21 protein-coding genes are annotated in these 22,412 nt (G+C 71.5%); 13 read left to right on the top strand and 8 right to left on the bottom strand.

The features are described 5' to 3' along the window. The first annotated feature begins 446 nt into the window (after window positions 1-446). From PS271_RS13530 to PS271_RS13520, 3 genes are all read left to right on the top strand, one after another. Window positions 447-1,256 carry a helix-turn-helix domain-containing protein gene (locus tag PS271_RS13530; protein ID WP_398382152.1) on the top strand — a complete coding sequence of 270 codons (810 nt, stop codon included), beginning with the start codon at window positions 447-449 and terminating at the stop codon, window positions 1,254-1,256. Then, window positions 1,253-1,435 carry a DUF397 domain-containing protein gene (locus tag PS271_RS13525; protein ID WP_398382151.1) on the top strand — a complete coding sequence of 61 codons (183 nt, stop codon included), beginning with the start codon at window positions 1,253-1,255 and terminating at the stop codon, window positions 1,433-1,435. Before PS271_RS13530 ends, PS271_RS13525 begins: the two co-directional genes overlap by 4 nt. Before the next feature lie 1,179 nt (window positions 1,436-2,614). After that, window positions 2,615-3,532, top strand: coding sequence for a RimK family alpha-L-glutamate ligase (locus PS271_RS13520; protein WP_398382150.1), 918 nt, complete (start codon window positions 2,615-2,617; stop codon window positions 3,530-3,532). 241 nt (window positions 3,533-3,773) lie between these two features. Here the strand turns inward: PS271_RS13520 and PS271_RS13515 are convergent, their stop codons facing one another. Beyond that, window positions 3,774-3,959, bottom strand: coding sequence for a hypothetical protein (locus PS271_RS13515; protein WP_398382149.1), 186 nt, complete (start codon window positions 3,957-3,959; stop codon window positions 3,774-3,776). A gap of 208 nt (window positions 3,960-4,167) precedes the next feature. On the opposite strand from PS271_RS13515, the gene PS271_RS13510 reads away from it, so the two are divergent. Both PS271_RS13510 and PS271_RS13505 read left to right on the top strand, forming a co-directional pair. Beyond that, entirely contained in the window at window positions 4,168-4,821 is a 654-nt protein-coding gene (locus tag PS271_RS13510) for a response regulator transcription factor (protein WP_356275993.1), read from the top strand. Then, entirely contained in the window at window positions 4,818-5,831 is a 1,014-nt protein-coding gene (locus tag PS271_RS13505) for a sensor histidine kinase (RefSeq protein WP_398382148.1), read from the top strand. The genes PS271_RS13510 and PS271_RS13505 overlap by 4 nt, the downstream gene beginning before the upstream one ends. Before the next feature lie 90 nt (window positions 5,832-5,921). Here the strand turns inward: PS271_RS13505 and PS271_RS13500 are convergent, their stop codons facing one another. Next, on the bottom strand, window positions 5,922-7,385 hold the full coding sequence (locus PS271_RS13500; protein ID WP_398382147.1) for a vWA domain-containing protein: 1,464 nt from the start codon (window positions 7,383-7,385) through the stop codon (window positions 5,922-5,924). Between the two features lie 260 nt (window positions 7,386-7,645). After that, window positions 7,646-8,272: a GNAT family N-acetyltransferase gene (locus tag PS271_RS13495; RefSeq protein WP_398382146.1), complete on the bottom strand. Its 627-nt coding sequence runs from the start codon at window positions 8,270-8,272 to the stop codon at window positions 7,646-7,648. Between the two features lie 215 nt (window positions 8,273-8,487). Here PS271_RS13495 and PS271_RS13490 point away from each other — a divergent pair, with 215 nt between their 5' ends. Next, the gene (locus PS271_RS13490) at window positions 8,488-9,669 is read left to right on the top strand and encodes an alpha/beta hydrolase (protein ID WP_398382145.1); all 1,182 of its coding nucleotides are present in this window, start codon (window positions 8,488-8,490) and stop codon (window positions 9,667-9,669) included. Here the strand turns inward: PS271_RS13490 and PS271_RS13485 are convergent. Further along, on the bottom strand, window positions 9,666-10,832 hold the full coding sequence (locus tag PS271_RS13485; RefSeq protein WP_398382144.1) for an alpha/beta hydrolase: 1,167 nt from the start codon (window positions 10,830-10,832) through the stop codon (window positions 9,666-9,668). The two genes, PS271_RS13490 and PS271_RS13485, sit on opposite strands and share 4 nt — an antisense overlap. Window positions 10,833-11,008: 176 nt before the next feature. Here PS271_RS13485 and PS271_RS13480 point away from each other — a divergent pair, with 176 nt between their 5' ends. Next, complete coding sequence (locus PS271_RS13480) at window positions 11,009-11,677, top strand: ScbR family autoregulator-binding transcription factor (RefSeq protein WP_398382143.1); 669 nt, start codon at window positions 11,009-11,011, stop codon at window positions 11,675-11,677. 575 nt (window positions 11,678-12,252) lie between these two features. Here PS271_RS13480 and PS271_RS13475 read toward each other — a convergent pair. Beyond that, window positions 12,253-12,834 carry a TetR/AcrR family transcriptional regulator gene (locus tag PS271_RS13475; RefSeq protein WP_398382142.1) on the bottom strand — a complete coding sequence of 194 codons (582 nt, stop codon included), beginning with the start codon at window positions 12,832-12,834 and terminating at the stop codon, window positions 12,253-12,255. 480 nt (window positions 12,835-13,314) lie between these two features. Here PS271_RS13475 and PS271_RS13470 point away from each other — a divergent pair, with 480 nt between their 5' ends. The 3 genes from PS271_RS13470 (at window position 13,315) to PS271_RS13460 (ending at window position 15,383) form a co-directional block, all read left to right on the top strand. Continuing rightward, the gene (locus PS271_RS13470) at window positions 13,315-13,968 is read left to right on the top strand and encodes a DsbA family oxidoreductase (protein ID WP_398382141.1); all 654 of its coding nucleotides are present in this window, start codon (window positions 13,315-13,317) and stop codon (window positions 13,966-13,968) included. Between the two features lie 169 nt (window positions 13,969-14,137). Further along, window positions 14,138-14,614, top strand: coding sequence for a rodlin (locus tag PS271_RS13465; protein ID WP_398382140.1), 477 nt, complete (start codon window positions 14,138-14,140; stop codon window positions 14,612-14,614). Between the two features lie 250 nt (window positions 14,615-14,864). Then, window positions 14,865-15,383, top strand: a complete 519-nt coding sequence (locus tag PS271_RS13460) for a rodlin (RefSeq protein ID WP_398382139.1) — start codon at window positions 14,865-14,867, stop codon at window positions 15,381-15,383. An 83-nt stretch (window positions 15,384-15,466) separates the two neighbouring features. On the opposite strand, the gene PS271_RS13455 is transcribed toward PS271_RS13460, so the two are convergent. Continuing rightward, window positions 15,467-16,645 (bottom strand): 3-hydroxybenzoate 6-monooxygenase, encoded by a 1,179-nt coding sequence (locus tag PS271_RS13455; protein ID WP_398382138.1) that lies wholly within the window; start codon window positions 16,643-16,645, stop codon window positions 15,467-15,469. Between the two features lie 67 nt (window positions 16,646-16,712). Beyond that, on the bottom strand, window positions 16,713-17,417 hold the full coding sequence (locus PS271_RS13450; protein WP_398382137.1) for an SDR family NAD(P)-dependent oxidoreductase: 705 nt from the start codon (window positions 17,415-17,417) through the stop codon (window positions 16,713-16,715). Window positions 17,418-17,587: 170 nt separating this feature from the next. Here PS271_RS13450 and PS271_RS13445 point away from each other — a divergent pair, with 170 nt between their 5' ends. From PS271_RS13445 to PS271_RS13435, 3 genes are read left to right on the top strand one after another with little or no spacing between them, the layout of a single operon-like run. Continuing rightward, window positions 17,588-18,076: an AtaL-like protein gene (locus PS271_RS13445; RefSeq protein ID WP_398382136.1), complete on the top strand. Its 489-nt coding sequence runs from the start codon at window positions 17,588-17,590 to the stop codon at window positions 18,074-18,076. Next, on the top strand, window positions 18,051-19,754 hold the full coding sequence (locus PS271_RS13440) for an FAD-binding oxidoreductase (RefSeq protein ID WP_398382135.1): 1,704 nt from the start codon (window positions 18,051-18,053) through the stop codon (window positions 19,752-19,754). Before PS271_RS13445 ends, PS271_RS13440 begins: the two co-directional genes overlap by 26 nt. Window positions 19,755-19,767: 13 nt before the next feature. Beyond that, the gene (locus PS271_RS13435) at window positions 19,768-21,264 is read left to right on the top strand and encodes an MFS transporter (protein ID WP_398382134.1); all 1,497 of its coding nucleotides are present in this window, start codon (window positions 19,768-19,770) and stop codon (window positions 21,262-21,264) included. Between the two features lie 200 nt (window positions 21,265-21,464). Here PS271_RS13435 and PS271_RS13430 read toward each other — a convergent pair whose 3' ends face one another. Then, window positions 21,465-22,238 carry a 2,3-dihydro-2,3-dihydroxybenzoate dehydrogenase gene (locus tag PS271_RS13430; protein WP_398382133.1) on the bottom strand — a complete coding sequence of 258 codons (774 nt, stop codon included), beginning with the start codon at window positions 22,236-22,238 and terminating at the stop codon, window positions 21,465-21,467. Between the last annotated feature and the right edge of the window lie 174 nt (window positions 22,239-22,412).

Raw genomic sequence — 22,412 nt, 5'->3', positions numbered from 1 at the left:
AGACCTTTAGCGTATCCGAGCGACCGGGTGAGACCGCGCGGCGTTTCTTTCAGCCGGCTGCGGGCGGGAGGGGCGTCAGGCTCGGGTGATCACCTCACACTCCCCACCTGCTCACGGCATTGAGCCGCGCCACGCGAGCGCGGAGCGCTTCCGCTTCGGACGCGGGGCGGGTGTGCTCGGGCGGACAGTGCCACGGCAGGCCGCCCTGGGGCGGACGCAGACGTACGGGACCGGCGGGGAGGCCGGGGTCCATGACCTGGCCGAGGCGGTTGGTACGGGTGTCCACGGCGTAGCTGAGAGGAAGGGGAGGGGGATTTTCTCGGCTCACGCCCCTATTGATGCCCACGGATGGCTAGCCTGATCGGTCACGAGATGGATACGGCCGGTGATGTGCGGGATCTCTGGCCAGAGGGTATGCATCTGTCATCAGGGGAGGGTGTTCGCTCATGGGCGAGGTCTATCTGCCGGGAAACCATCGGTACCTCGGAAACCAGTTCATGATGTGGCGGCAAGAGGCTGGAATGTCGCGAGAGGAAGTGGCTGAGGCCGTCGGTTATTCCGCAGAAATGGTGAGGTCTGTGGAGCAGGGGCGGCGTGCTTGCCCGCCGAGAATGGCGGAAATCGCCGATGAGCTCTTCGGAGCGCGGGGAAAGCTGAAGGCCGGGCTTTCGTATCTCACGAGGGAGAAGTTCCCCGAGCGTTCGAAGGAGTTCTTCGCGCTCGAAGGAGAGGCCGTCGTGCTGTGGTCGTACGAGCCCATGCTGATCCCTGGGCTTCTCCAGACTGAGGAGTACGTACGTGCCCTGATGGGCGGCGGGCGCCCGCTGCTGGACGACGAGACCATCGAGCAGCGAGTGGCGGCGCGCCTAGGGCGTCAAGAACTGCTCAAGCGCAGTGGCCCGGTGGACTTCAGTTTCGTCGTGCACGAGGCGGCGTTGCGCACGCCTATGGGCGGCGTTGCTGCGCATAAGCGGCAGCTCCAGCGATTGCTGGAGGTTTCGCACCTGCGGCATGTCTGCCTGCAGGTGATCCCGTTCGATCGGGTCGTGCCTGATGCACTCATCGGCCCTATGGTGTTGCTGGAGACCAAGCATGGCCAACGCTTCACTCTGGCGGAAGGCCAGGAACTCAGTCACTTTTCCTCCGGACAGGAGGAAGTCAGCATTCTGACGCAGCGCTACGGGATGATCCGAGCCCAGGCTCTCTCCTCGGAGGAGTCCAGGGACTTCATTGAACGGATGGTGGACAAGCTATGAGTGGCGAGCTGGTGTGGTTCAAGTCCAGCTACAGCGACCCGCAGGGCAGTAACTGCGTCGAGATATCGGCCGGGCCGGACGCAATACATATACGCGACTCCAAAAGAAAGTCCGGCGCTCAGCTTGCCGTAGAGGTCCCCGCCTGGGCGGGGTTCATCGCGTACATCTCCGCAGCGTAAACACACCCCGCCGGGGGCTCGGATCCGTGGTTCGGGTGCGGGTGAGAACAGGCTGACCTCCGACCCCGGACGTGGCATCCACCGAGCTCCGGGGTGAGGTGGCTGGCCAGTGGCTGGGGTCCGTGGGGCGGGTGCGGGTTAGTGCGGGCTGGGGGCGGGCCCGGATCCGTGGGTTGGGTGCGGGTCAGAACAGGCTGGCAGCAGGGGGAGGGGTGGGGGGCGCGGGCACGTCGGGTGCCCGTCGCCCGGTGGGTGGTGGGCCGCCGTACTCCTGCCGTCACGGATGCACGAGCGTGAGGAGACCTCCCCATCAGCCTGGGCTGATGGGGAGCGGGCTGCTGCCGCGATGTGGCTTGGCCCGTCGTGGGCGTTCCACTCACTTGTTCACCGTCGTGGCTGAGCGGCCGGGTGCGGGTGGTGGGGGCTGGTGTCCTTTCGGCGCGGAAATCAACCGGCGGGGCCGGGCTGCGCGGCGTACAAGTGGCCAGGGAATGGCAGCGGCACGCCTCAGCGGCCCCACCTGATGGCCCGTGCCTCTGCTGCCCCATCACTCGGCTGCGGGCAGTGGTGGTTGGCCTTCCCGGGCCGGAAGTCAACCGCCCAGCAGCCGTGCGCGGCGTACAAGTGGCCCGAGAGCGTAAGCCGCCCGCCTCCCCGGCCTCACCCGGCCGCCCGCGCCTCACTAACCCCAGCCCCACTCCACCGTCCAGCCGCCTGCGCAACCACAAAACCTGGCACGCCTAGTGGAACGCCCACGACGGCAGGAACCACATCGCGGCAGCAGCCCGCTCCCCCTCAGCCCCATCGCACGCGCAAGGTCTCCTCACGCGCCCGCATCCGTGACGGCAGGAGTACGGCGCCCAACCACCCACCGGGCGACGGGCACCCGACAGCCGCAAGCCCCCCACCCTCCCCCCGCTGCCAGCCTGTTCTGACCCGCGCCCAACCCACGGATCCCAGCCCACCCCCAACCCGCACTAACCCGCACCCACCCCACGGACCCCAGCCACTGGCCAGCCACCTCACCCCGGAGCTCGGTGCACGCCACGTCCGGGGTCGGAGGTCAGCCTGTTCTCACCCGCACCCGCCCCACGGATCCCACCCCCCCCCCCCCCACCCCCCACCCCGCCCCGCCCCATCCCGTGACACCGCCTTTCCCGAGCTGCGAGACTCGGCGGCATGGTCACAGATGACCCCGCGCTTGCCGACGTGTGGATGCTGGTGCGCGAGCACCCCGCCACGTTGCACCGGGCCACCCGCGAGCTGGCCGCGGCGCTTGCCGAGGCGTACGGACCCCGCTTCGCGGTCTGGCACACAGACGAACTGCTCTTCGGCGTGCAGGGTGGAAAGCTGGTGCTGCGCACCCTGGGCGGCGCGGACCTGCCCGCCCCCGCCGTCGTGTGCGTACGGCAGATGCCCGGCCCCATGCGCAGCGACCGCGAAGTGACCTTGCTGCGGCACCTGGAGCGTATGGGCAGCACGCTCATCAACACCGTGGGCGCCCAGCTCAAGGCCCGTAACAAGATTCTTCAGTTGCAGGAGCTCGCCTTGGCCGGGCTGCCGGTTCCTGACACGCTTTCCTACGCCACCGCCCCCTTGGAAGGCGTCGTCCGGAGCCCCCACCTGGACACGCCCTGCGTGGTGAAGTCCGTCAGCGGGGCCAAGGGTGGGCGGGTCTTCCTCGCCCGCGACCCGGGCCTGCTGCACGAGCTGGCCGGCAGTCTCACTCAGGACACGCCGTTCCTCTTCCAGGAGCACGTCGCCCACTCGCACGGCCGCACTCTGCGCGTGATCGTGATCGACGGTGAACCGGTGGACGCCGTCCTGCACACCTCCGGCAACGGTGCCCTCGCCGCCAACATCGCCCGGGGTGGCTCCGCGACCCTGTGCGCAGGCCGCTATCCGGAGGCGGAAAAGCTCGCCGCCCGCGCGGCCCGCGCCCTGGGTCTGGACATCGCGGGGGTGGACCTGCTGTTCGCCTCCCCGGACACCTTCACCGTCTGCGAGGTGAACGCCGTCCCGGGCTGGCGCCCGGAGATGACCGCTGTCGCCCCCGCCATCACGGCCTGCATCGCCCGCCGCCTCTCCGCCCGCTGAGCTTCGGGCCGCCTACGCCCCGCCGCAGGCACTGCATGTGCCGCAGGCGCCCCGGCGCCGCCCCGCCCCCGCCGGGCGGCCCGCCCGATGCCTCGGGTGGATCAGGCGTTGTGACCGTTGTGACCGGGTGGCGGGGGCTGCCCCTCCCGCCACCCGGTTCCCCCTCCCTCTCACAGGAGCACCGGAGGAAACCTCGGCGGACGCTCCGGAGGAAGTCTCGGTGGATGCTCCGGGCGGCGTCTCAGTGGAAGAACACGACGTCGACCTGGCCGTCCGCCCGGTAGGAGAAGCCGGCTTCTCCGCTGCCCTGTCCCGGCGGCTGGGTGACGAAGTCGACGGCGTCCTGGAGGGAGGCGAACGTGCCCGCGTGGGATGACGTCCGCGCCTCGCCCTCCTCGCTGGGGACGACCTCGCCGGGAACGGCCATGAGAGAGCTCCTGTATCCGCAGAGTGACTCTGTGATTACCAACAGTAGTTGTTCGATCGGCTCTCCGTAACCGCGTGCACAGGGCGCGCGGAGGCTCCCCGGGGGCGCGAGCAGCGCGTTGGAGAGGTTTGCGAAACATGTCCTGCTGTACACCGCATCCTGGGAGGGGAGACGTACTGCCGCCGGACGAGACGAGACGGACGAGGACATGCGGGTACTGGTCGCCGAAGACGAAGAGATACTGGCCGAGCTGGTCGCGACAGGCCTGCGCAGGGCCGGGTTCGCCGTGGACACCGTCTACAGCGGAGACGCGGCCATCGCCTACCTGTCCCTGCACGACTACGACGTCGTCGTCCTCGACCGCGACCTGCCGCGCGTGCACGGCGACGACGTGGCCCGGCACCTGGTCGCGGGCGGCTCCCGCACCCGCATCCTGATGCTCACCGCCGCCGGGTCGATGGAGGACCGGGTGGCCGGGCTGGACCTGGGCGCGGACGACTACCTCCCGAAGCCGTTCGAGTTCCCCGAGCTGATCTCGCGGGTGCGCGCCCTGCGGCGGCGCAGCGCGCGCCCGGCCCCGCCGCTGCTGGAGCGGGCGGGCCTGCGGCTCGACACGGTGCGCCGGACCGCCGACCGGGACGGGCGGGCCCTCGACCTCTCGCCCAAGGAGTTCGCCATCCTGCAACTGCTCCTGGAGGCGGACGGGGCGGTCGTCAGCGCGGAGGAGCTCCTGGAGCGCGCCTGGGACGCGCACGCCGACCCGTTCACCGGCGCGGTGCGGGTCGCGATGAGCAAGCTGCGCGGCAAGCTGGGGGAGCCGGCGCTGATCCGTACGGTGCAGGGCGTGGGATACGCGCTGTGAAGTCCGTCAGGCGGCCGTTCCTCACGGCCCGTACCCGTATTGCCGTGGCCTTCGGCGGGATCTTCCTCGTGCTCGGCGGGGCCCTCCTGCTCACCGTCAACCTGCTCTCACGCGCCGGTACGGAGGAGCGGGCGACGACGATCGCGCGCAACGCGGTGCCCGTCGAGCTCGTCCGGCCGGGGGAGCGGGTGAGCGCGTGGACGGCGTACCGGATTTCGGGCGACGTCAGCGCCGCCGCCTCCCAGGAGATGATCATGTGGTCGGCGGTGGCGCTGTTCGTGACGGCGCTGCTGGCCGTCGGGGTGGGCTGGTGGACGGCGGGCCGCTGTCTGCGCCCCGTCCAGGGCGCGTTCGAGAGCCAGCGCCGCTTCATCTCCAATGCTTCGCACGAACTGCGGACGCCGCTCGCCGTGCAGCGCACGGCCATCCAGGTCGGGCTGGACGGGGAGCCGTCCCCGGAGGAGCTCGCGCACGTACGGACCACGCTCCTGGAGGCCAACCGCCGCTCCGAGCGCCTCATCGACGACCTGCTCCTGCTCGCCCGCAGCGACCGCGGCCTGGAGCGGCGCGACCCCCTCGACCTCGCCGACGTCGTCTCGGAGGAGACCGCGGCGATCGCGGTGCGCGCGGAGAAGGCGGAGGTACGGGTCTCCGTCCGCAGCGAGCGGGCGCCGCTGCGGGGCAACCGCGTCCTGCTCGGGCAGCTCGCCGGGAACCTGCTGCGGAACGCGGTCGAGTACAACCACCGGGGCGGCGACGTCGACGTGATCGTCGAGCCGGGACGGCTGGTGGTCCGCAACTCCGGGCCGGTGGTGGCCGCGGCCGACATCCCGGCGCTGTTCGAGCCGTTCCGGCGCGGGGAGGGCAAGGAGCGGCTCTGCGGCGGCACGGGCCTGGGCCTGTCCATCGTCCAGTCGATCGCACGGGCCCACGGGGGGCGGGCGAGCGCCGTGCCGAACCGGGGCGGGGGGCTGCGGGTGACGGTGGAGATCCCGGCGCCGGGGAGGTGAGTCCCCGCCGGTCTCCCGGGGAGGTGAGTCCCCGCCGGGCCCTGGGGGCGCGGCCGGAACTCGCCCCGGGAGACCGGGCGGGCTCCGGGCTCAGCCCTCGATGATGCCCGCGGCCCTGGCCTCCTTCAGCCAGTCCGGGAACTCCACCATCAGCTCCGCGTACAGCTGCGCGTCCGTGAGCGACTTCGGGTCGCGGCCCGCGTGGAAGAAGCCCGCGTTGTCCACGACACGCTTCTCCGGGACCGGCAGGTCGTCCAGCTTCCGGAGGAAGTCGAAGCCCTTGCCCTCCGGGTCGCCGAAGGCGACGAACTGCCAGAAGATCGGCAGGTTCGCGCTCTCGCAGAGGGCCCGCTCCGCGGCCGGCTTGCTGTACGGGCCGCCGTCCGTCTGGAAGATGACGAACGCGGGGGCGGTCGAGCCGGACTTCTTGTAGTGCTCGATCACCGCCGCCATCGCCCAGTGGTAGTTGGTGCGGCCCATGTGGCCCATGGAGGAGTGCAGTTCCTCGATGCGGCCCTCGTAGTTGCCGAGGTCGACCTCGGCCACGCCGTCGACGTCCGTCGAGAAGAAGACGACCGGCACCGTGCCGTCGTCGTCCAGGTGGGCGGACAGGCCGAGGGCCTGCTCGGCGAGGTGCTGGACCGTGCCGTTCTTGTAGAACTCGCGCATGGAGCCGGAGCGGTCGAGGACGAGGTAGACCGCCGCGCGCTGCCCCGTCAGGCCCTGCTTCTCCAGGGAGGCACCGGCCTCCTTGTAGAGGCTGACCATGCCGGGGGCGCGCGCTTCCAGCTTCTGGAGGCTGATGGCGGGGGACTGCGCCGGGCTGGCGGCGGCGGACTGCGCCGCCGCTTCCTCGCGCGGCGGCATCGCCGGGGACGGCTCCGGCATCGGGGGGCCGGGTGCGGGCTCCGGCTTGCGGACCGGGTCCGGGCCGGGTGCGGGCTCGGGCACCGGCTCGGGATCGACCGGCGGTACGGGCTCCGGCTGCGGTACGGGGGTGGGCGTCGGGACGGGCGTGGGCTGCGGCTCGGGCTCGGGGCTCGGCTCCGGCGGCACGGGCCCGGGACCGGGGCGCGGGCCGGGGGTGGGTCCCGGCTGCGGCGTCGGCTCCAGCGGGCCGGGATCCGGGATGCGGTCAGCGTCCGGCTCGTCGAGGGGGTTGTCGAGCGGCTCCGCCGGCCGTGCGGAGGCCCCGGCGGAGCTCCCGCCGGTGCCCCCGCCGCCCTGCTGCGGCGGCACCGCGGCACGGACGGGCTCGGGCGCGGGTTCGGGGGCCGGCTCGGCGGCGGTCTCTTCCGCAGAGGTGCGGGGCCGGGCCACGAGCGGCTCGGTACGCGGTTCAGTGCGCGGCGCGCTGCCGGATCCGCTCAGCGGGCCGGTACCGGAATCGCTCCGCGGCTCGGTGCGCGGTTCGGCGCGCGGCTCCGGGTCCGGCTCCTGGGCGGGCGCGGGCACGGACGGCGGCGCGCTCAGGCGCTTGCTCGCTTCGTCTCGCTCGGCCGTCGCTGTCCTGGACCGGCCGAACGCGTTCCGCAGCAGACTCCGAATGCCCATGTGGAGTAGTCCTTCACGTGTCTCGGGAGCTATGAAATGTCCGTGTTGCGGGTATACATCCCCCTGGGGGACGGTGACGTAAGGCTAGCCGCCCCCCTATTCCCCGCATGCTCAGACCCTCGCGAGGCACTCCCGGCCGCCCCACGCACGGGGGACGGCCGCTACGCCCACTTGGGGCCACGGAAGTTCACGCTCCGTCAGACAGGGACCTCACCGACGGCGTTTTCCCGCCACTTCCCGCCACACCGCAGGCGGCGCACTCAGCGGCGCAACGGCCGTACGAACACCTCCAGGGCGTCCCCGACGTCCCCCGCCGCCGGCAGCCGCAGCCGGCCGGCCTGCTGCCAGCCCCAGGACCGGCGGGCCGCCTCCGCCGCCGCGGCGTGCGCGTCCGCGGGGGAGAGGACCAGCGCCGCGAGCGCCGCGCCGCTGCCGGACAGCAGCCGGTCGTGCAGCCGCCGCCCGATGCCCTGGCGGCGCTCGCCCGGCGCCACCACCAGCTCGGCGACCGCGAACACCCGGCCCGCCGCGGTCAGCTCCGCCAGCTGCCCGGGCACGGGCCCGGCGAAGCCCTCCCACCGGGCGCTGTCGCGCGGCAGGGGATAGCCGTACGCGCAGCCGACCGGGCGCCCGCCGGAGTCCGCGACGACCAGGTCGAAGCCCGGCCGCGCCGAGTGTTCCGCGAGGCGTTCCCGGAAACGGCTGCGGCTGTGGAAGGGCTCGACGTACGGTTCCCCGTGGCCGTGCGGTTCCGCGGGCGCCGCGGCGCCGCGCTCCGTAGCTCCGCGCGCCGTAACGCCGTACGCCGCGGCGTGCAGGTCCGCGAGCTGGTCGCGGTACTGGTCGGCCTGCCAGCGGCTCAGCCTGCGAAGGAAGACGTCACCCATGCGCCCTTCTTGCCCAGCGGAACCCCCACCCACCCGCCGCCGGGCCCGGTTTCCGGCGCGATAACGGCAGGCGGCCGGCAGGACACGCGCAGGACAAGAGCAGGGTAAGAAATGGGTCCAGGGCAACCCTGTCCACCCATTCCGGCCTCTTCATCGGTGAGTATCGCTCTACCGAACATGAGTACCCACCGCGGGGGCAGGGAGTTGAGGGGCGCATGGGCCTGACCAGCAGGTCACTCTTCTACACGGTGGTGTTCGTCGCCGTGGTGTGTGTGGGTCTCACGCTCTGGCTCTGGCCGCGGCTTTCCGGGCGCGGCGTGCTGCCCGTGCTCGGCCGGCTCGGCGCCATCGTCGTCACCCAGCTGACGATCATGTCCTCGGTGCTGCTCGCGGTGAATTCCGCCAATAGTTTCTACGGCTCGTGGGGCGAGCTGATCGGCAAGTACGACAAGTCGCCGGGCGAGGTCACCCAGCTCACCGAGAACGGCGGCGCGAACGCCGCGCCGGTCGACGCGGGCAAGGGCGGCCTCGTACGGAACACCGGCACGGAGGGCATCGACAAGAGCGACATCCCGCAGGGGCCGAAGGACAAGGTCGGCACGCTGGAGTCGGTGCGCCTGGTCGCCCGCCGGGCCGGGGTCATGGAGCCCGCGTTCGTCTACCTCCCGCCGCAGTACTACCAGGAGCAGTACAAGCGCCAGCGCTTCCCCGTCATCGTCGCCGTCAGCGGCTACCCCGGCGGGATCACCAACCTCGCCCACTTCCTGAAGGTGCCGAAGACGGCGAGCGACCTGATCGGCGAGCGCAAGATGCAGCCGACGGTGATCGTGATGGTGCGGCCGACCATAGCCCCGCCCCGCGACACGGAGTGCGTGGACGTGCCGGGGGGACCGCAGTCGGAGACCTACTTCACCAAGGACCTGCCCGAGGCGATCAAGAGCGCCTACCGCGTCGGCCACGAGGCCAGCGCCTGGGGCGTCATGGGCTACTCCTCGGGCGGCACGTGCGCGCTCGAACTCGCGATGCGCCAGCCCGGTACGTATCCGGTGGCGGGCGCCCTCTCCGCCGACTACAAGATCAAGAATGATCTGACCACGGGAAATCTCTTCGGTGACGGAGAGACGGGCGAGAAGAACAAGCGCGAGCACGATCTGCTCTGGCGGCTGGAGCATTTGCCCGTGCCGCGCGTTTCGGTGCTCGTCACCAGCAGCAAGGAAGGCGAGAAGAACTACAAGGAGACGGAGAAATTCCTCAAGGCCGTCAAGGAACCGATGACGGCAGCGAAGATCATTCTTCCGTCGGGGAGCCATAACTTCACGACGTGGCGGCGGGAGATCGGGCCGACGCTGGAGTGGATGGGCAAGCAGATGACGTTCCCGCAGGACGTCAGCAATTAGGGCTGGGGCTCCTCAGGCTGTTCTTCCGGAGCTTCGGCGTCCGGGGCTTCGGCGTCCGCGGTGATCCCCGGCGGCCGAGCGCCCGGCACCTGCCCTCCCGGCCCCTCCAGCTCCTCGCTCAGCCAGGCGAACGCGGCCGGGTACATCGAGATCCACGTGTGGTAGTTGTGGCCGCCCGCCGGTGCCAGCATCGTCCGCAGCCGGACGCCGCTGCCGGCCGCGGCCTCCTCGAAGTGTTCGATGAGGGACGGCGGGCTGGAGCGGTCCTGCCGCGACGTCGCCAGGAACAGCCCGACGCCGGGCTCGGCCGGCGGCTTCGTGTGCGACACCAGCCACGTGGGGCTGTTGTGCTCCCGCAGGACCGGATCGGTCAGGGCGCCCTGCTCGCCGTTGAGCGGGTCGGGGTCGAGGGCCGCGCCCGCGCCGAAGACCCGCGGGTACTGCAAGGGCAGCTTGGCGGCGCAGTAGCCGCCGGTGGAGATGCCCAGCAGGCCCCACGAGCGCGGGCCCTTCCCCGTACGGAAGTGCTGCCGGATCACCTCCGGGACGTCCGCCGAGAGCCAGGTGGCGATCTTGTGGCCGGGGATGTCGGCGCAGTCCGTGTCCAGGCCGCCGGGGTTGATCACCGGCACGGCCAGGATGAACGGGTGGGTCGCCCCCGTCCGCAGCAGCTTCTTGAAGGCCGCCGGCATGTGGCCCTGGTCCAGCCAGGACTGCGGCGAACCGGGGATGCCGTGCAGCAGGATCACCACGGGGAACGGCGTGCGGCGGTAGCGCGGCTCGTCGTACTGCGGTGGCGTCCACACCATCACCTGACCGGACAGGGCCGAACGGGGGCCCCGTACGTACGTCTGCTGTATCCCCGCGTCCCCGCGCAGGAAGCGGGCGCGGTCGGGCGGCGGGCCCGGCATCGCCACCGGGCCGCTGCCGCCGGCGCGGCCCAGCAGGTCGTCCCACGAGGCGTACAGCCCGTAGCTGGTGTTGATCCACGCGGCCACCACGCAGATGGCCGTCACCTGGCACAGCCCGATCAGCAGCACGCGCGCGAGCCAGCGGGCGGGGGCCGGGCCGGGGACCCTCGACCAGAGGAGGAGGGTGGCCAGCACGGCGCACGCCGTCGCCGCGGCCAGCGCGGCGAAGAAGGCGGCTCCGGTGAGACTCATCGCTCCCATAGATATCCCATAGATACACGTTGGCTGGTTCGCTCTCCTCCCTTGACGCGGGTGTGCTGCATACGCTCGACGCCGCGGGCGCGCCCGGTACCGGCTGCGGCCGCTGGATGCCCAGCCCTCCACCGCCGCGGAGGCGGTGAGCGGGCCCATCGATTCGGAGGCGTGCCGTGGCCAAGCAGGACCGTGCGATCAGGACTCGACAGACCATCCTGGAGGCGGCCGCGGTGGTGTTCGACGAACGGGGCTACGACGCCGCCACGATCAACGAGATCCTCGCGCGGGCGGAGGTCACCAAGGGTGCGCTGTACTTCCATTTCCCCTCGAAAGAGGACCTCGCGCTCGCCGTCATCGACGCGCAGGCCGAGGCGACGTCGGCTCTCCTGGACCTGCCCGGCGGGTGCCGGATGCAGCGGCTCGTCGACCTCGGCATGGTCTTCGCGCACCAGCTGCTCGTCGATCCCGTGCTGCGGGGGAGCGTGCGGCTGACGATGGAGCACGGGTCGGCGGCGCTCCTGCACCGGAGCGGGCCGTTCACCGGGTGGATCGAGCTCCACACCCAGCTGCTGGCGGAGGGCAAGGACCGGGGGGAAGTGTTACCGGACGTGGTGCCGGCGGAGGTCGCGGAGCTGCTCGTGGGGGCGTTCGGGGGGATCAACGCGCTGTCGCAGTCGGTCTCCGACCGGGCGGATCTCGAACGGCGCGCGATCGTGCTCTACGAGCACCTCATGCCCTCCATCGCCGTCCCCGCGGTCCTGGCCCGCCTGGACATGGCCCCGGGGCGCGGAGCGAGGGCGCTCGCGCTGGCGACGCTGGAACCGGTGCCGGTCGGCGCGTAGCGCCTCCGGCGGGGGGTACGGGCTTTCCGGCGCGGGGCGCCTCCGGCGGGGGGCGGGTCTCGGTGCGGGGCGCCTTACTTCCGCCGCGGCGGTGATAAGCCACGGCGGTGGTGTTCGGCGGTGCCGTACGGCTTGAGGGCGGTCGGGCACCGCCGGGGGCGCGGGTGGGTGGTTGCGCGCCGTGGCGGCGGGGTTGATTCGGTGGTCCGGTGTGCCGTGCCCGGCAAGGGGGCTGGGGTCCGGGCACTTTCTTCCGCCGCGGCGGTGATAAGCCACGGCGGTGGTGTTCGGCGGTGCCGTGCGGCCTGGGGGCGGTTGGGCACCGCAAGGGCTCCCGGCGCCGGCCGTCCCCGTGCTGCCGCCGGGCGGTCCCCCCGGTGCGGGGCCGGCACCCTTCTTCCGCCGCGGCGGTGATAAGCCACGGCGGTGGTGTTCGGCGGTGCCGTGCGGCCTGGGGGCGGGGCGGCACCGCCGGGGCGTGGGTGGGGTTGCGCGCCGTGGCGGCGGGTTTGTTCTGCCGTTCGGCGGAGAACAGGGCCGCACCGGCCCGGCGCGGGTACGCGGGCCGGGCCGGGTCAGGCCGTGGGGGCCGCGGCGGCTGCGAGGACGTCCAGGGCCACGTCCAGGAGCGCCTCGCGGCGCTGCTCCGCCGTGCCGGACGCGCCCGCGTCCGGCACGAACGCGCCGAAGTGGACCGTGAGCACCGCGCTCGCGACCCGCATGCGGCAGCCGAACTCCAGGTCACCCGCGTGCATGAGCCGCGAGATCGCGGTCACCCGGTCGCTGAGCTCCCGCCCGACCGCGAGGTCGCGCAGCGTCGCCTGGTTCTCCTGGAGGATGTGGTAGATCGGCATCGCCGAGGCGAGCGCGGCGCTGTACCGCCGCAACAGCTCCCGCTTCGTCTCCATCGTGGGCGGTTGTTCCTCCGCCCACGCGATGAGTTCGTCGACCGGCCTCCCCAGGTCCTTGGAGAGCGCGCTGAGGATGTCCTCCTTCGTCTTGAAGTGGTAGTACAGCGCCGCCTTCGTGACGCCGAGCGCCTCGGCGATCTCCCGTAGCGACGTCTTCTCGTAACCACGCGAGACGAAGAGGTCCAGGGCCGTTTTCTGGATGCGCTCCCGGGTGTCGCTCCGGCGCGCCTGAGGGGTGCTGCCCATGGGTCTCTCCTGCCGTTTGTCGTGAACCTGTCGCCCCCCAGGCGCTCCTGCTTGACGCCCGGTCAGCTGGCAGCCCGCCTTCCCACCGCTCCCAACTGGCCGCGCCTGCAAGCAAGTGGACGTGCCGGGCCGCCGCCGCACATGCCAGGGGGAGTGGAGATCATGCCGCAGAAAAGACCCCCGGCGGGCTCGCAGCGGCCGACCGCGACATCACCGACACGCAATACATACATTGTCGTGGTCAGAATGGTCGCGTGGTGGCCAAGTGGCCATAGAGGCGGGCGACATGGGGCACGGAAGCGCCGCGAATCCGTCACCCCGCGAGGCGCGCATCGCCACTCATTCCTTGACATTCCTGCTTGACGCCCCCCAAGCCATGTCTTACGTTCCGTCCTGGCTGGCCAGCCGCCCGGCAAGCAGCCCGGCGCCCCGCAGGTCCGGCGGCCCGGCGGCCCGGCGGCGACGCGGAGGGGGATCCGGATGGTCAAGGCGGACATGGTGCTGGACGTCATCTGCGTCCACTCCTACATCGGCTACACCCGCCTCGTCCGCGCCGCGGACCGCCTCCGCGCCCGCGGCACCGCCGTCGCGATCACCTTCCGCCCGTACGAGATCGCCCCGGCCGCCTCCGACAGCCCGCAGCCCCTCATGCCCTTCCTGGAACGCGCGCTCGGCCCGTACGCCGCACAGCAGACCGAGCTGTTCACCTGGCAGGCCGCCCGCGACGGGCTGGACCTCCGCTACGACCGGGCCGTCGCCACCGGCACCTTCCGCGCCCACCTGCTGATCGCCCGCGCCGCCGAGCAGGGCCGCGCCGAGGCCGTGGTCGAACGGCTGTTCCGTGCGCACTTCGCCGAGGGCGAGCACATCGCCGCCGAAGAGGTGCTGCGGGACGTGGCCGAGGAGTGCGGCGTGGACCTCACCCCGTACGGACCGGACGTGCTGGCGCGGACCTCGCCCGAAGCGGAGGAGCTCCGCGGCGAGTTGCACCGGCTGCGGCACCACGGCGTCACGGGCGCCCCCCTCTTCCGGATCGCCGGCGGACCGGTCCTGCTGGGCGTGCAGACCGAGGGCGCTTTGTACGAGGCGATGGCGCGGGCGGCCGCCGCCCGAACCGCCGGCGCCACCCCCTGACGCTGCTCATTTCCCTCTCACTGCCCTGCCTATTTACATTTATCGGCCAGTCCTACACGCCGCGATCCCACTGGCTCGAATGAGTGAAAGGCCGGAACTTCCGTATAGAGGCGGAGTTATTCAGAACGCTTTCCCAGTGGGGGCGCTACACGATCGAAAGGCTTAGGACGTGCTCAACAAGGTAATTGCCACGGCAGCCCTGACGGCGTCCGCGGTCGGCACCATGGCCGGCCCGGCGATGGCCATCGGAAACGACCAGGACGTCGCGAACGGCAACGCCGCGAAGACCGGTTACGGCAACACGCACACCGGCGGCAAGGAAAGCCCGCAGATGAGCCTGATCCAGGGCACGCTGAACAAGCCGTGCATCGGCATCGGCAAGCTCGGCCTGCAGTCCGTGCTGGCGCTCATCAACATCGGCATCCAGGACGTGCCGATCCTCACGTCGCAGCAGCAGCAGCAGTGCACCGACAACTCCACGATCAGCGACGGGGACGACCCGCTGTCGCACATCCTCTCGGAGATCCCGATCATCTCGGGCAACGGCTCCGGCAACAAGACCGAGGGCGGCCACCACCACGGCGGCCACCACGGCGGCTTCGGCGAGCACAACGGCTTCGGCCACAACGGCTTCGGCGGTCACTGAGCATCGCAGCAGTCGGACGGAAATTCCCCCTGCGGCGGGTGTGCGGGCCCCGCGGCAGGGGGATTTCCCATTCATTTCCCCGGCGCCGGATGCCGGGTGGCGCCCGGCCCCGGGCGGTCAAGTCCGGTTCCTGGGCCGAATGAGTGAAGGGCCGTATCCGGTAATAACCTCCCGGAATTTCCCGAGTTAGGCAGAGGGCTCAGAGAGCTCAGAGATCCCGTAATCGTCGAGCCAGAACGAGGAACCAAGCGTGATCAAGAAAGTAGTGGCCACGACCGCACTCGTGGCTTCCGCGGCCGGCGTGTCGGCGACCCCCGCGATGGCCGTCGGTGACCGCCAGGACGTTGCGAACGCCAACGGCGCGGGCCAGATGTACGGAAACACCTGGACGGGCGGCTACATGAGCCCGCAGATGGGCCTGATCAACGGCTCGCTGAACAAGCCGTGCATCGGCATCGGCAAGCTCGGCGCCCAGTCCCTGATCGGCCTGCTCAACATCGGCCTCCAGGACATCCCGATCCTGTCCTCGCAGCAGCAGCAGTCCTGCACCGAGAACTCCACGATCAACGACGGGGACGACCCGCTGTCGCACATCCTGGACGAGATCCCGATCATCTCGGGCAACGGCTCCTGGAACCACAGCGACCACGAGGGCGGTCGCCACCACCACGGTCGTCACCACCACCACGGTGACGACCACCGCGGCGGACACGACGATCACGACGATGACGACGATCACGGCGGCTGGCACCACGGGCACGGCCACTGACGGCAGCCCGCCCCCGCACCACGGACGCCCCCGGCCATCCCGGGGGCGTCCGTGTGCGTAGGGACCGCTCCATGCCGGCGTACTCAGCGCACCCCCGCGTGCAGCCACGCCACCTTGTCGTACAGCTCGTCCGCCGTGAGGGAGCACAGCATCCGGTTACGGGCCCGGGCCGCCTCCCCCTCCGGGTGGTACAGCTGCCTGCCCATCTCGCGCGCCACCAGCTGCGTCCGCGCCGTGCGCTCGCTCCGCGCCGCGTTGTACTTCTCCAGCCGCCGCTCCAGGGCCGGTTCGTCCGGCTCCGCGCCCCGTAGCAGCTCGCCGAGCAGCACCGCGTCCTCCAGCGCCATGCACGCGCCCTGCGCCGCGTACTGGAGCATGGGGTGCGCGGCGTCGCCCAGCAGCGTCACCCGGCCGTCCGTCCAGCCCGCCACCGGGTCGCGGTCGCACAGCACCCACGCCCGCCAGCCCTTGCCGAGCTCCAGCAGCCGCCGCGCGGCGTGCCCCAGCTCCGGGAACTCCGAGACGACCGCCTCGGCGGGCACCGGCAGCCCCGCCACCGGCTCCGAGGCGGCGTCGTCGCGGGTCGCCGCCAGGTTCAGGCACTTGCCGCCGGCGATGGGGTAGTGCACGAAGTGCCACTTGGGCCCGGCCCACAGCGTGACGCTGTTCCAGCGCAGCTCCCGCGGCACCTGGTCCATGGGGATCACCGAGCGGTAGATGGTGTGGCCCGACACGCGCGGGTCGCCGTCGCCGACGAGCTGGCGGCGTACGGCCGAGCGGATCCCGTCGGCACCGACCAGCACGTCGCCGCGGAAGGAGCGCCCCGTGCACGTGACGGCGGTGACGCCCGTCGCGTCCTGCTCGTAGCGCACGACGTAATGGCCGCCGAGAAGCGTGACGGCGGGGTGTGCGCGGCAGGCGTCGAGGAGCGCCTGGTAGAGGTCGCCGCGGTGCACGACGGCGTACGGATTGCCGAAGCGCTCCCGGTAGGCGCCGGTCAGCGGCATGCGGGCGATCCGCTCGCCGGTCGTGCCGTCCATGAACTGCAGTTCGTCGATCAGCACGGCCCGCGCGCGGACCGCGGCACCGACGCCGAGGCTGTCGAGGGCGTGGAAGGCGTTCGGTCCGAGCTGGATGCCGGCCCCGACCTCGCCGAAGACGTCGCTGCGCTCCAGCACGGTCGCCCGGTGCCCCTGCCGGGCGACGGACAGGGCGGCCGCGAGACCGCCGATCCCGGCGCCGGCGATAAGGATGTTGGCCATGTCGTCTCTCGCAGTCCTTTCGGTGACGCGGGGGCTTCGGAGCCGTCGGACGACCGTCGGACGGCGGTCAGACGGCGGTCTTGCGGTCCAGGACCAGGTCGTGGCCGACGACGTAGGACGCCTCGTCGGAGGCCAGCCACAGCACGGTGTCGGCGATCTCCTCGACCTTCGCGCCGCGGCCCAGCGGGCAGGGGCTGATGGCGTTGATGCGGATGCCCTTGTCGATGTATTCGCGGGCGGCGGTCTGCGTGAGCGTGCTCACCGCCGCCTTCGACGCCGCGTACGCGCCGAGGCCCGGCAGCATGCCCTGGCTGCCGATGTTGCTGGCCGTATTCACGATCACGCCGCCGCCGTTGGCTTCCATGTGGGCGATCTCGTGCTTCATGGAAAGCCAGACGCCGGTCAGGTTGGCGGCCAGGGTCTCGCCCCACACGCTCTCGCAGATCTCCGCCACGGGCTGGTTGGGGCCGAGTTCGGTGACGTTGTTGAAAGCGACGTCGATGCGGCCGTGCCGCTCGACGACGGCGGCCACGACGGCTTCGGCGTCGGACGCCTCACCGTTTTTGCCGTGCCGGGTCACATCGGCGATTCCGCAACTGGCGCTGCCGCCCAGGGCCTTGATCTCCTCAACGGTGTCGTGCAGCATTTCCGGGTGCCGGCCGGCGACCACGACGTCGGCCCCCTCGCGTGCGAAAGCGAAGGCGGCGGCCCGTCCGATGCCCTCTCCGCCCCCGGTGACCAGGACAACCTTGCCTGCGAATCGCTTGGACATCGCGTCTCCCCTGTGCGGACCCGTTCCGAGTGGTGTCTCAACTTCCCCAAGCATCAGGGGAATCGGGGCGGGGCGGCCGCATATGCGTTTGACTTCGTCAGGTGCGGCACCTGACGGAGTAAGGGAAAGAGCTTCGACCGGGCCGGGGAATGCGGCGAAGACTTCCAGACATGATTACGCTCTCGTGGACCCGTAAAGTCGATGACCCTGCCGACGCGCCGTGCACCACGCGCGAGCGGTTGTGGCGCGTACTGCTGCACAAGGCGGAACATCCCGTCGGCTACGTACCGGCGATCACCGACTGCCGGATCCTGGAGCGCTACGAGGACGGTTTCCTGCGCGAGGCCCGGCGCGGTGCGCGGCTGCTCGTCCAGCGCGTCACTCCGGACGAGGCGGCCGGCCGCATCACCTTCCGGCACGCGGACTCCTCCGATATCGCCGTGATCACCAACCAGATGGGCGAGGACGAGCACGGCAACCTCACGCTCACCCTCAGCATCACCCTCACCGAGGCCCCGTCGTCGGCCGTGCTCCGCGAGAACGTCTACCTCCACGAGCTCGACGCGGACTTCGCCGCGACCCTCGACGCCATGACGACGGTGCTGCGGCAGCACGCGCTCCAGGGGCTCGGCGATGCCGGAGATGCCGGCGATGCGTGAGAGCAGGGCAACGGGGGAGAGCGGGGCGATAGGCGACGGCGGGGCCCGGCGGTTCTCGCGGCGGCAGGTCGTCGCGCGGGCGGCGGCCGTGGGCGCCGGGGTGGTGCTGGCGGGGCCCCTGGGGCGCGCGGCGGCCGACGGGGGCGTAGGTACGGGTGCGGGCGCGGGTGCTCCGGGTGTCTTCGGCCCGCTCACCGTCCGCCCCTCCGACCGGCGCTACGCCGACCTCGCCCGGGGCGCCAACCGCCGCTGGACCGGCACGCCCGACGCCGTACGCCTGGTGGGCTCGGCCGACCACGTGCTCGCGGCCGTGCAGGAGGCGGTCGACACGGGCCGCAAGCCGGCCGTGCGCAGCGGAGGGCACTGCTACGAGGACTTCGTGACCTCGGACGACGTACGGCTCGTCATCGACACGAGCTTCCTGGACGGGGTCGGCTACGACCCGGCCCGGCGCGCGTTCTTCATCGAGCCGGGCGCCCGGCTGGGCGACGCTTACCGCACCCTGTACAAGGGCTGGGGCGTCACGGTGCCCGGCGGGACGTGCCCCACGGTGGGCGCGGGCGGGCACATCGTGGGTGGCGGCTACGGCGCGCTGTCCCGGTTGCACGGGCTCGTCGTGGACCACCTGTACGGGATCGAGGCCGTCGTCGTCGACGCGAACGGGACCGCCAGGAAGGTGTTCGCCACGCGGGAGGAGAACGATCCGCTGCGCGAGCTGTTGTGGGCGCACACGGGCGCGGGCGGCGGGTCGCTGGGGGTCGTGACGCGGTACTGGATGCGCTCGCCGGGTGCGGGCGGGACCGAGCCCGGGGCGCTGCTGCCTCAGCCGCCCTCCGAGCTGCTCGTCTCCACGGTCTCGTGGCCGTGGGAGGGGATGACGGAGGCGGCGTTCTGCACGATCCTGCGGAACTACGGGCGGTGGTGCGAGCGCAACAGCGCGCCCGGCTCCCCGTACGCGAGCCTGTTCAGCCAGCTGAAGCCGGCGCACCGGTCGGCCGGGTCGTTCTCGATGACGACGCAGATCGACGCGTCGGTGCCGGGTGCGGCCGGGCTGCTGGACGTGTTCCTGGCCGAGGTCGGGCGGGGCGCGGGGGTCGCGTACCGCGTGGACGACCGGCGGACGATTCCCTGGCTGCACGCCACCACGTCCTGGCCGGGCTTCACCGCGCCCGACACCACGATGCGGTTCAAGGCCAAGTCCGCGTACATGCGGAAGGGGTTTCCGGAGGACCAGCTCAAGGCCTTCTACCGGCACCTGAGCCGGGGCGACTTCTCCGGGCCGATGTCGCTGGTGATGATCAGCGCGTACGGGGGGCGGGTGAACGCGGTGGGCGCGGGGGACACCGCCGTGCCGCAGCGGGACTCCGTCATGAAGCTGCATTACGTGACCTTCTGGCAGGACGCGGCCGATGACGCACGGCATCTGGCGTGGATCCGCGAGTTCTACCAGGACGTCTACGCGGCGTCCGGGGGCGTGCCGAGGCCGGGTGACGTCACGGACGGGTGCTTCATCAATTACGCGGACGCGGACCTGAACGAGGCGCGGTGGAACGGGTCCGGGGTGGCGTGGAACGAGCTGTATTTCAAGGGGAATTACCGCAGGTTGCAGGCGGCGAAGGCGCGGTGGGACCCGAGGGATGTGTTCCGGCATGCGCAGTCGGTGCGGCTGCCGCTTTGAGGAAGAAGGAATCATGTCATCCGTCGCGATGTCGTCCGGAACCGTTGTCCTGCGTACCGGACGCGGTTTCGCCCTGCTGGGGGCCGTGCAGGTCGTCCTGATCCTGGCCATCACGATGTTGTCGCCGGCGCTGCCGGCGATCCAGAGCGACCTCGGGTTGTCCGGTGCGCAGCTGACGCTGGTCAGCGCGGCGTACGGGCTGTCGTTCAGCGGCCTGCTGATGCTGGGCGGGCGGCTGGGGGACCTGCTCGGGCGGCGGCGGGCGCTGGTGGCCGGGGCCGCGGTCTTCGGCCTCGCGTCGGCCGCGGCGGGGCTGGGGCCCGGCTTCGCGTTCCTGCTCGGGGGCCGGTTCGTGCAGGGTGTCGGGGCGGCGCTGGCGGCGCCCGCGGCGATGTCCCTCGTCCGCTCCCTCTATCCCGACGACGCGCGGCACGCGCGGGCGCTGGCGGTGTGGGGCGGGCTGGCCGGGTTCGGGGCGACGGCGGGGATGCTGCTGTCCGGGACGGTCTCGACGTGGGTGTCGTGGCGGTGGGCGTTCGTGGTGCCGGTGGTGGTGTCGCTGGTCGCGGTCGCCGCGGCGCGGCGCGTGCTGCCCGCCGGGCCGGATCCGGTCCGGGTGAAGCTGGACGTGCCCGGTGCGGTGCTGGTCACCGCCGGGCTGACCGTCATGAGCTACGGGCTGGTGCAGGCGGGCGAGCGGCCCTGGGGCGCGGGTGTGGTGTGGGGGCCGGTGATGGCCGGGGTGCTGCTGCTGGCCGCGTTCGTGGTGGTGGAGCTGAGGGTGGCGGATCCGCTGGTGCCGCTGGGGTTCCTGGCGCGGCGGCACCGGGCGACGGCGCTGTGGGCCGTCTTCATCGGCTCGGCGGGCATGTCCACGATCTTCTTCCTGCTGTCCCTGTACTTCCAGGAGGTGCGGGACGCGTCCCCGCTGCTCACGTCGGCGGCGTTCCTGCCGTTCAGCGCGGCCCAGGTCGTGACGGGGATGCTGGCGGGGCGGCTGATCGGGCGGTTCGGCGGGCGTACGGTCATGGTGGGCGGGCTGGTGGTCGCGGCGGGCGGGCTGGTGCTGATCGGGATGCTGGGCGCGTCCACTCCTTATGCGGGGGCCATGCTGGCCGGGCTGATCGTCTTCCCGGTGGGGATCGCGTGCGTGTTCTCCGGGTCGACGGTCGTCGCCCTGGAGGGTGTCGAGGATGCGCGGGCGGGGCTGGCGGGCGGCGTCGTCAACACGGCGATGGAGGTCGGCCCGACGGTCGGCCTGGCCATTCTCGTCTCGTTGGCGACGGCCCATGCGAACGGTCTCCGGTCGGGCGGGGAGACCGCCGCCTCGGCGACGTCCAGCGGTTACGCCTTCGCCTTCTTCCTGGCCGCGGCGGCCTTCGTGGCGAGCGGGGTGGGCTCGGCGCTCGCACTGCGCCGGCGGCGCACGGCGCCTTCTGTGGTGCGGGGCGCCACACCTCCCGTGGCCCCGGCAAGGGCCACGGCCCGGACCCCGGGGGCGGAGGGGTAGCCGTTTTCTTCCCGCCGCGGTGGCGCTCAGCCGCCGCGGCGGGTATCCGGCGGTGCCGTCCCGGCCTTGGGCCGTACGGCACCGCCGATTTCCGCCGTTGTGGCTGAGCGCCGCTGCGGAGCGCACCCCCGCGCAAAAAACGAGCGCGCCGTCGCGGTGGGAATCGCCCCGCGACGGCGCTCGGTTCAGCCGGCGTACGGTCAGACACCCAGCGCCGCACCCCCGTCCACCGTCAGGTCGTGCATCGTGATGTGGGACGCCGCGTCCGAGAGGAGGAACACCACCGCCTGGGCGACGTTCTCCGGACGGGCCAGCTTCCGTAGCGGAATTCCCACCCGGAAGGAACTGGCGACCCCTTCGATCGAAGCCTTCCGTGCCGCGGCCTCGTCCTTCCACATATCACTGAGCATCGGCGTCTCCGTGGAGCCCGGCGCCACCAGATTGCACCGGATCCCGTATTTGGCGACCTCCAACCCGAGGCACTTGGTGAACATCGTGGCGGCCGCCTTCGACGCCGAATAGGCCGCCATCTCCACCCGCGCCGTACCGGCCGCGTTGGAGGCGACCGTCACCACGGCCCCGCTGCCCCGCGGCACCATGCGGTTGACGACGGCGCGGGAGACGAAGAAGACGCCGCTCGTGTTGACGGCGAAGGTGAACTTCCAGTCCTCGTCGGTCAGCCGCCGCGCTTCGGAGAGCCGTAGCACGCCGGCCGCGTTGACCAGGTAGTCCACCGGCCCGAGCGCCCGCTCGACCGCGTCGACGAAGGACTCCACGTCCGGACTGGAGGTGACGTCCCCGGGAAACGCCGCCACGGGCAGGCCGTCCGCGGTGAATTTCTCGACGCAGGCCCGCAACCGGACCTCGTCCTTGTCGACCGCTGCGACGGTGACCCCCCTTTCGGCAAGCGTCCGGACGACCGATTCCCCTATCCCGCCTGCCGCCCCGGTGACGAGAGCGACTTTTCCTTCCATCTGTAAACCTCCATACCCGGGAGTTCATGGCACGTCCGTGAACAATTTTCAGCAAAACTGGATGGCAGGTGAAGCGGGGTTTTCTCACTCCGTCAGGTGAGGGGAAAGGGAAAGGCGGACACCCCGGCAGCGGTCCCGTCCCGCCCCCGGCCCGCGCCCTCAAGTGGCCCACGA

The sequence above is a fragment of the Streptomyces sp. SCA2-17 genome (assembly GCF_044336695.1).
This window is presented reverse-complemented; position numbering and strand designations above follow the sequence as displayed.

Excerpts from the sequence above, each read along its gene's own strand:
- PS271_RS13530 (WP_398382152.1), top strand. The coding sequence starts at position 447 with ATGGGCGAGGTCTATCTGCCGGGAAACCATCGGTACCTCGGAAACCAG.
- PS271_RS13525 (WP_398382151.1), top strand. The coding sequence starts at position 1,253 with ATGAGTGGCGAGCTGGTGTGGTTCAAGTCCAGCTACAGCGACCCGCAG.
- PS271_RS13520 (WP_398382150.1), top strand. The coding sequence starts at position 2,615 with ATGGTCACAGATGACCCCGCGCTTGCCGACGTGTGGATGCTGGTGCGC.
- PS271_RS13515 (WP_398382149.1), bottom strand. The coding sequence starts at position 3,959 with ATGGCCGTTCCCGGCGAGGTCGTCCCCAGCGAGGAGGGCGAGGCGCGG.
- PS271_RS13510 (WP_356275993.1), top strand. The coding sequence starts at position 4,168 with ATGCGGGTACTGGTCGCCGAAGACGAAGAGATACTGGCCGAGCTGGTC.
- PS271_RS13500 (WP_398382147.1), bottom strand. The coding sequence starts at position 7,385 with ATGGGCATTCGGAGTCTGCTGCGGAACGCGTTCGGCCGGTCCAGGACA.
- PS271_RS13495 (WP_398382146.1), bottom strand. The coding sequence starts at position 8,272 with ATGGGTGACGTCTTCCTTCGCAGGCTGAGCCGCTGGCAGGCCGACCAG.
- PS271_RS13490 (WP_398382145.1), top strand. The coding sequence starts at position 8,488 with ATGGGCCTGACCAGCAGGTCACTCTTCTACACGGTGGTGTTCGTCGCC.
- PS271_RS13485 (WP_398382144.1), bottom strand. The coding sequence starts at position 10,832 with ATGAGTCTCACCGGAGCCGCCTTCTTCGCCGCGCTGGCCGCGGCGACG.
- PS271_RS13475 (WP_398382142.1), bottom strand. The coding sequence starts at position 12,834 with ATGGGCAGCACCCCTCAGGCGCGCCGGAGCGACACCCGGGAGCGCATC.
- PS271_RS13470 (WP_398382141.1), top strand. The coding sequence starts at position 13,315 with ATGGTCAAGGCGGACATGGTGCTGGACGTCATCTGCGTCCACTCCTAC.
- PS271_RS13455 (WP_398382138.1), bottom strand. The coding sequence starts at position 16,645 with ATGGCCAACATCCTTATCGCCGGCGCCGGGATCGGCGGTCTCGCGGCC.
- PS271_RS13450 (WP_398382137.1), bottom strand. The coding sequence starts at position 17,417 with ATGTCCAAGCGATTCGCAGGCAAGGTTGTCCTGGTCACCGGGGGCGGA.
- PS271_RS13445 (WP_398382136.1), top strand. The coding sequence starts at position 17,588 with ATGATTACGCTCTCGTGGACCCGTAAAGTCGATGACCCTGCCGACGCG.
- PS271_RS13440 (WP_398382135.1), top strand. The coding sequence starts at position 18,051 with ATGCCGGAGATGCCGGCGATGCGTGAGAGCAGGGCAACGGGGGAGAGC.
- PS271_RS13435 (WP_398382134.1), top strand. The coding sequence starts at position 19,768 with ATGTCATCCGTCGCGATGTCGTCCGGAACCGTTGTCCTGCGTACCGGA.
- PS271_RS13430 (WP_398382133.1), bottom strand. The coding sequence starts at position 22,238 with ATGGAAGGAAAAGTCGCTCTCGTCACCGGGGCGGCAGGCGGGATAGGG.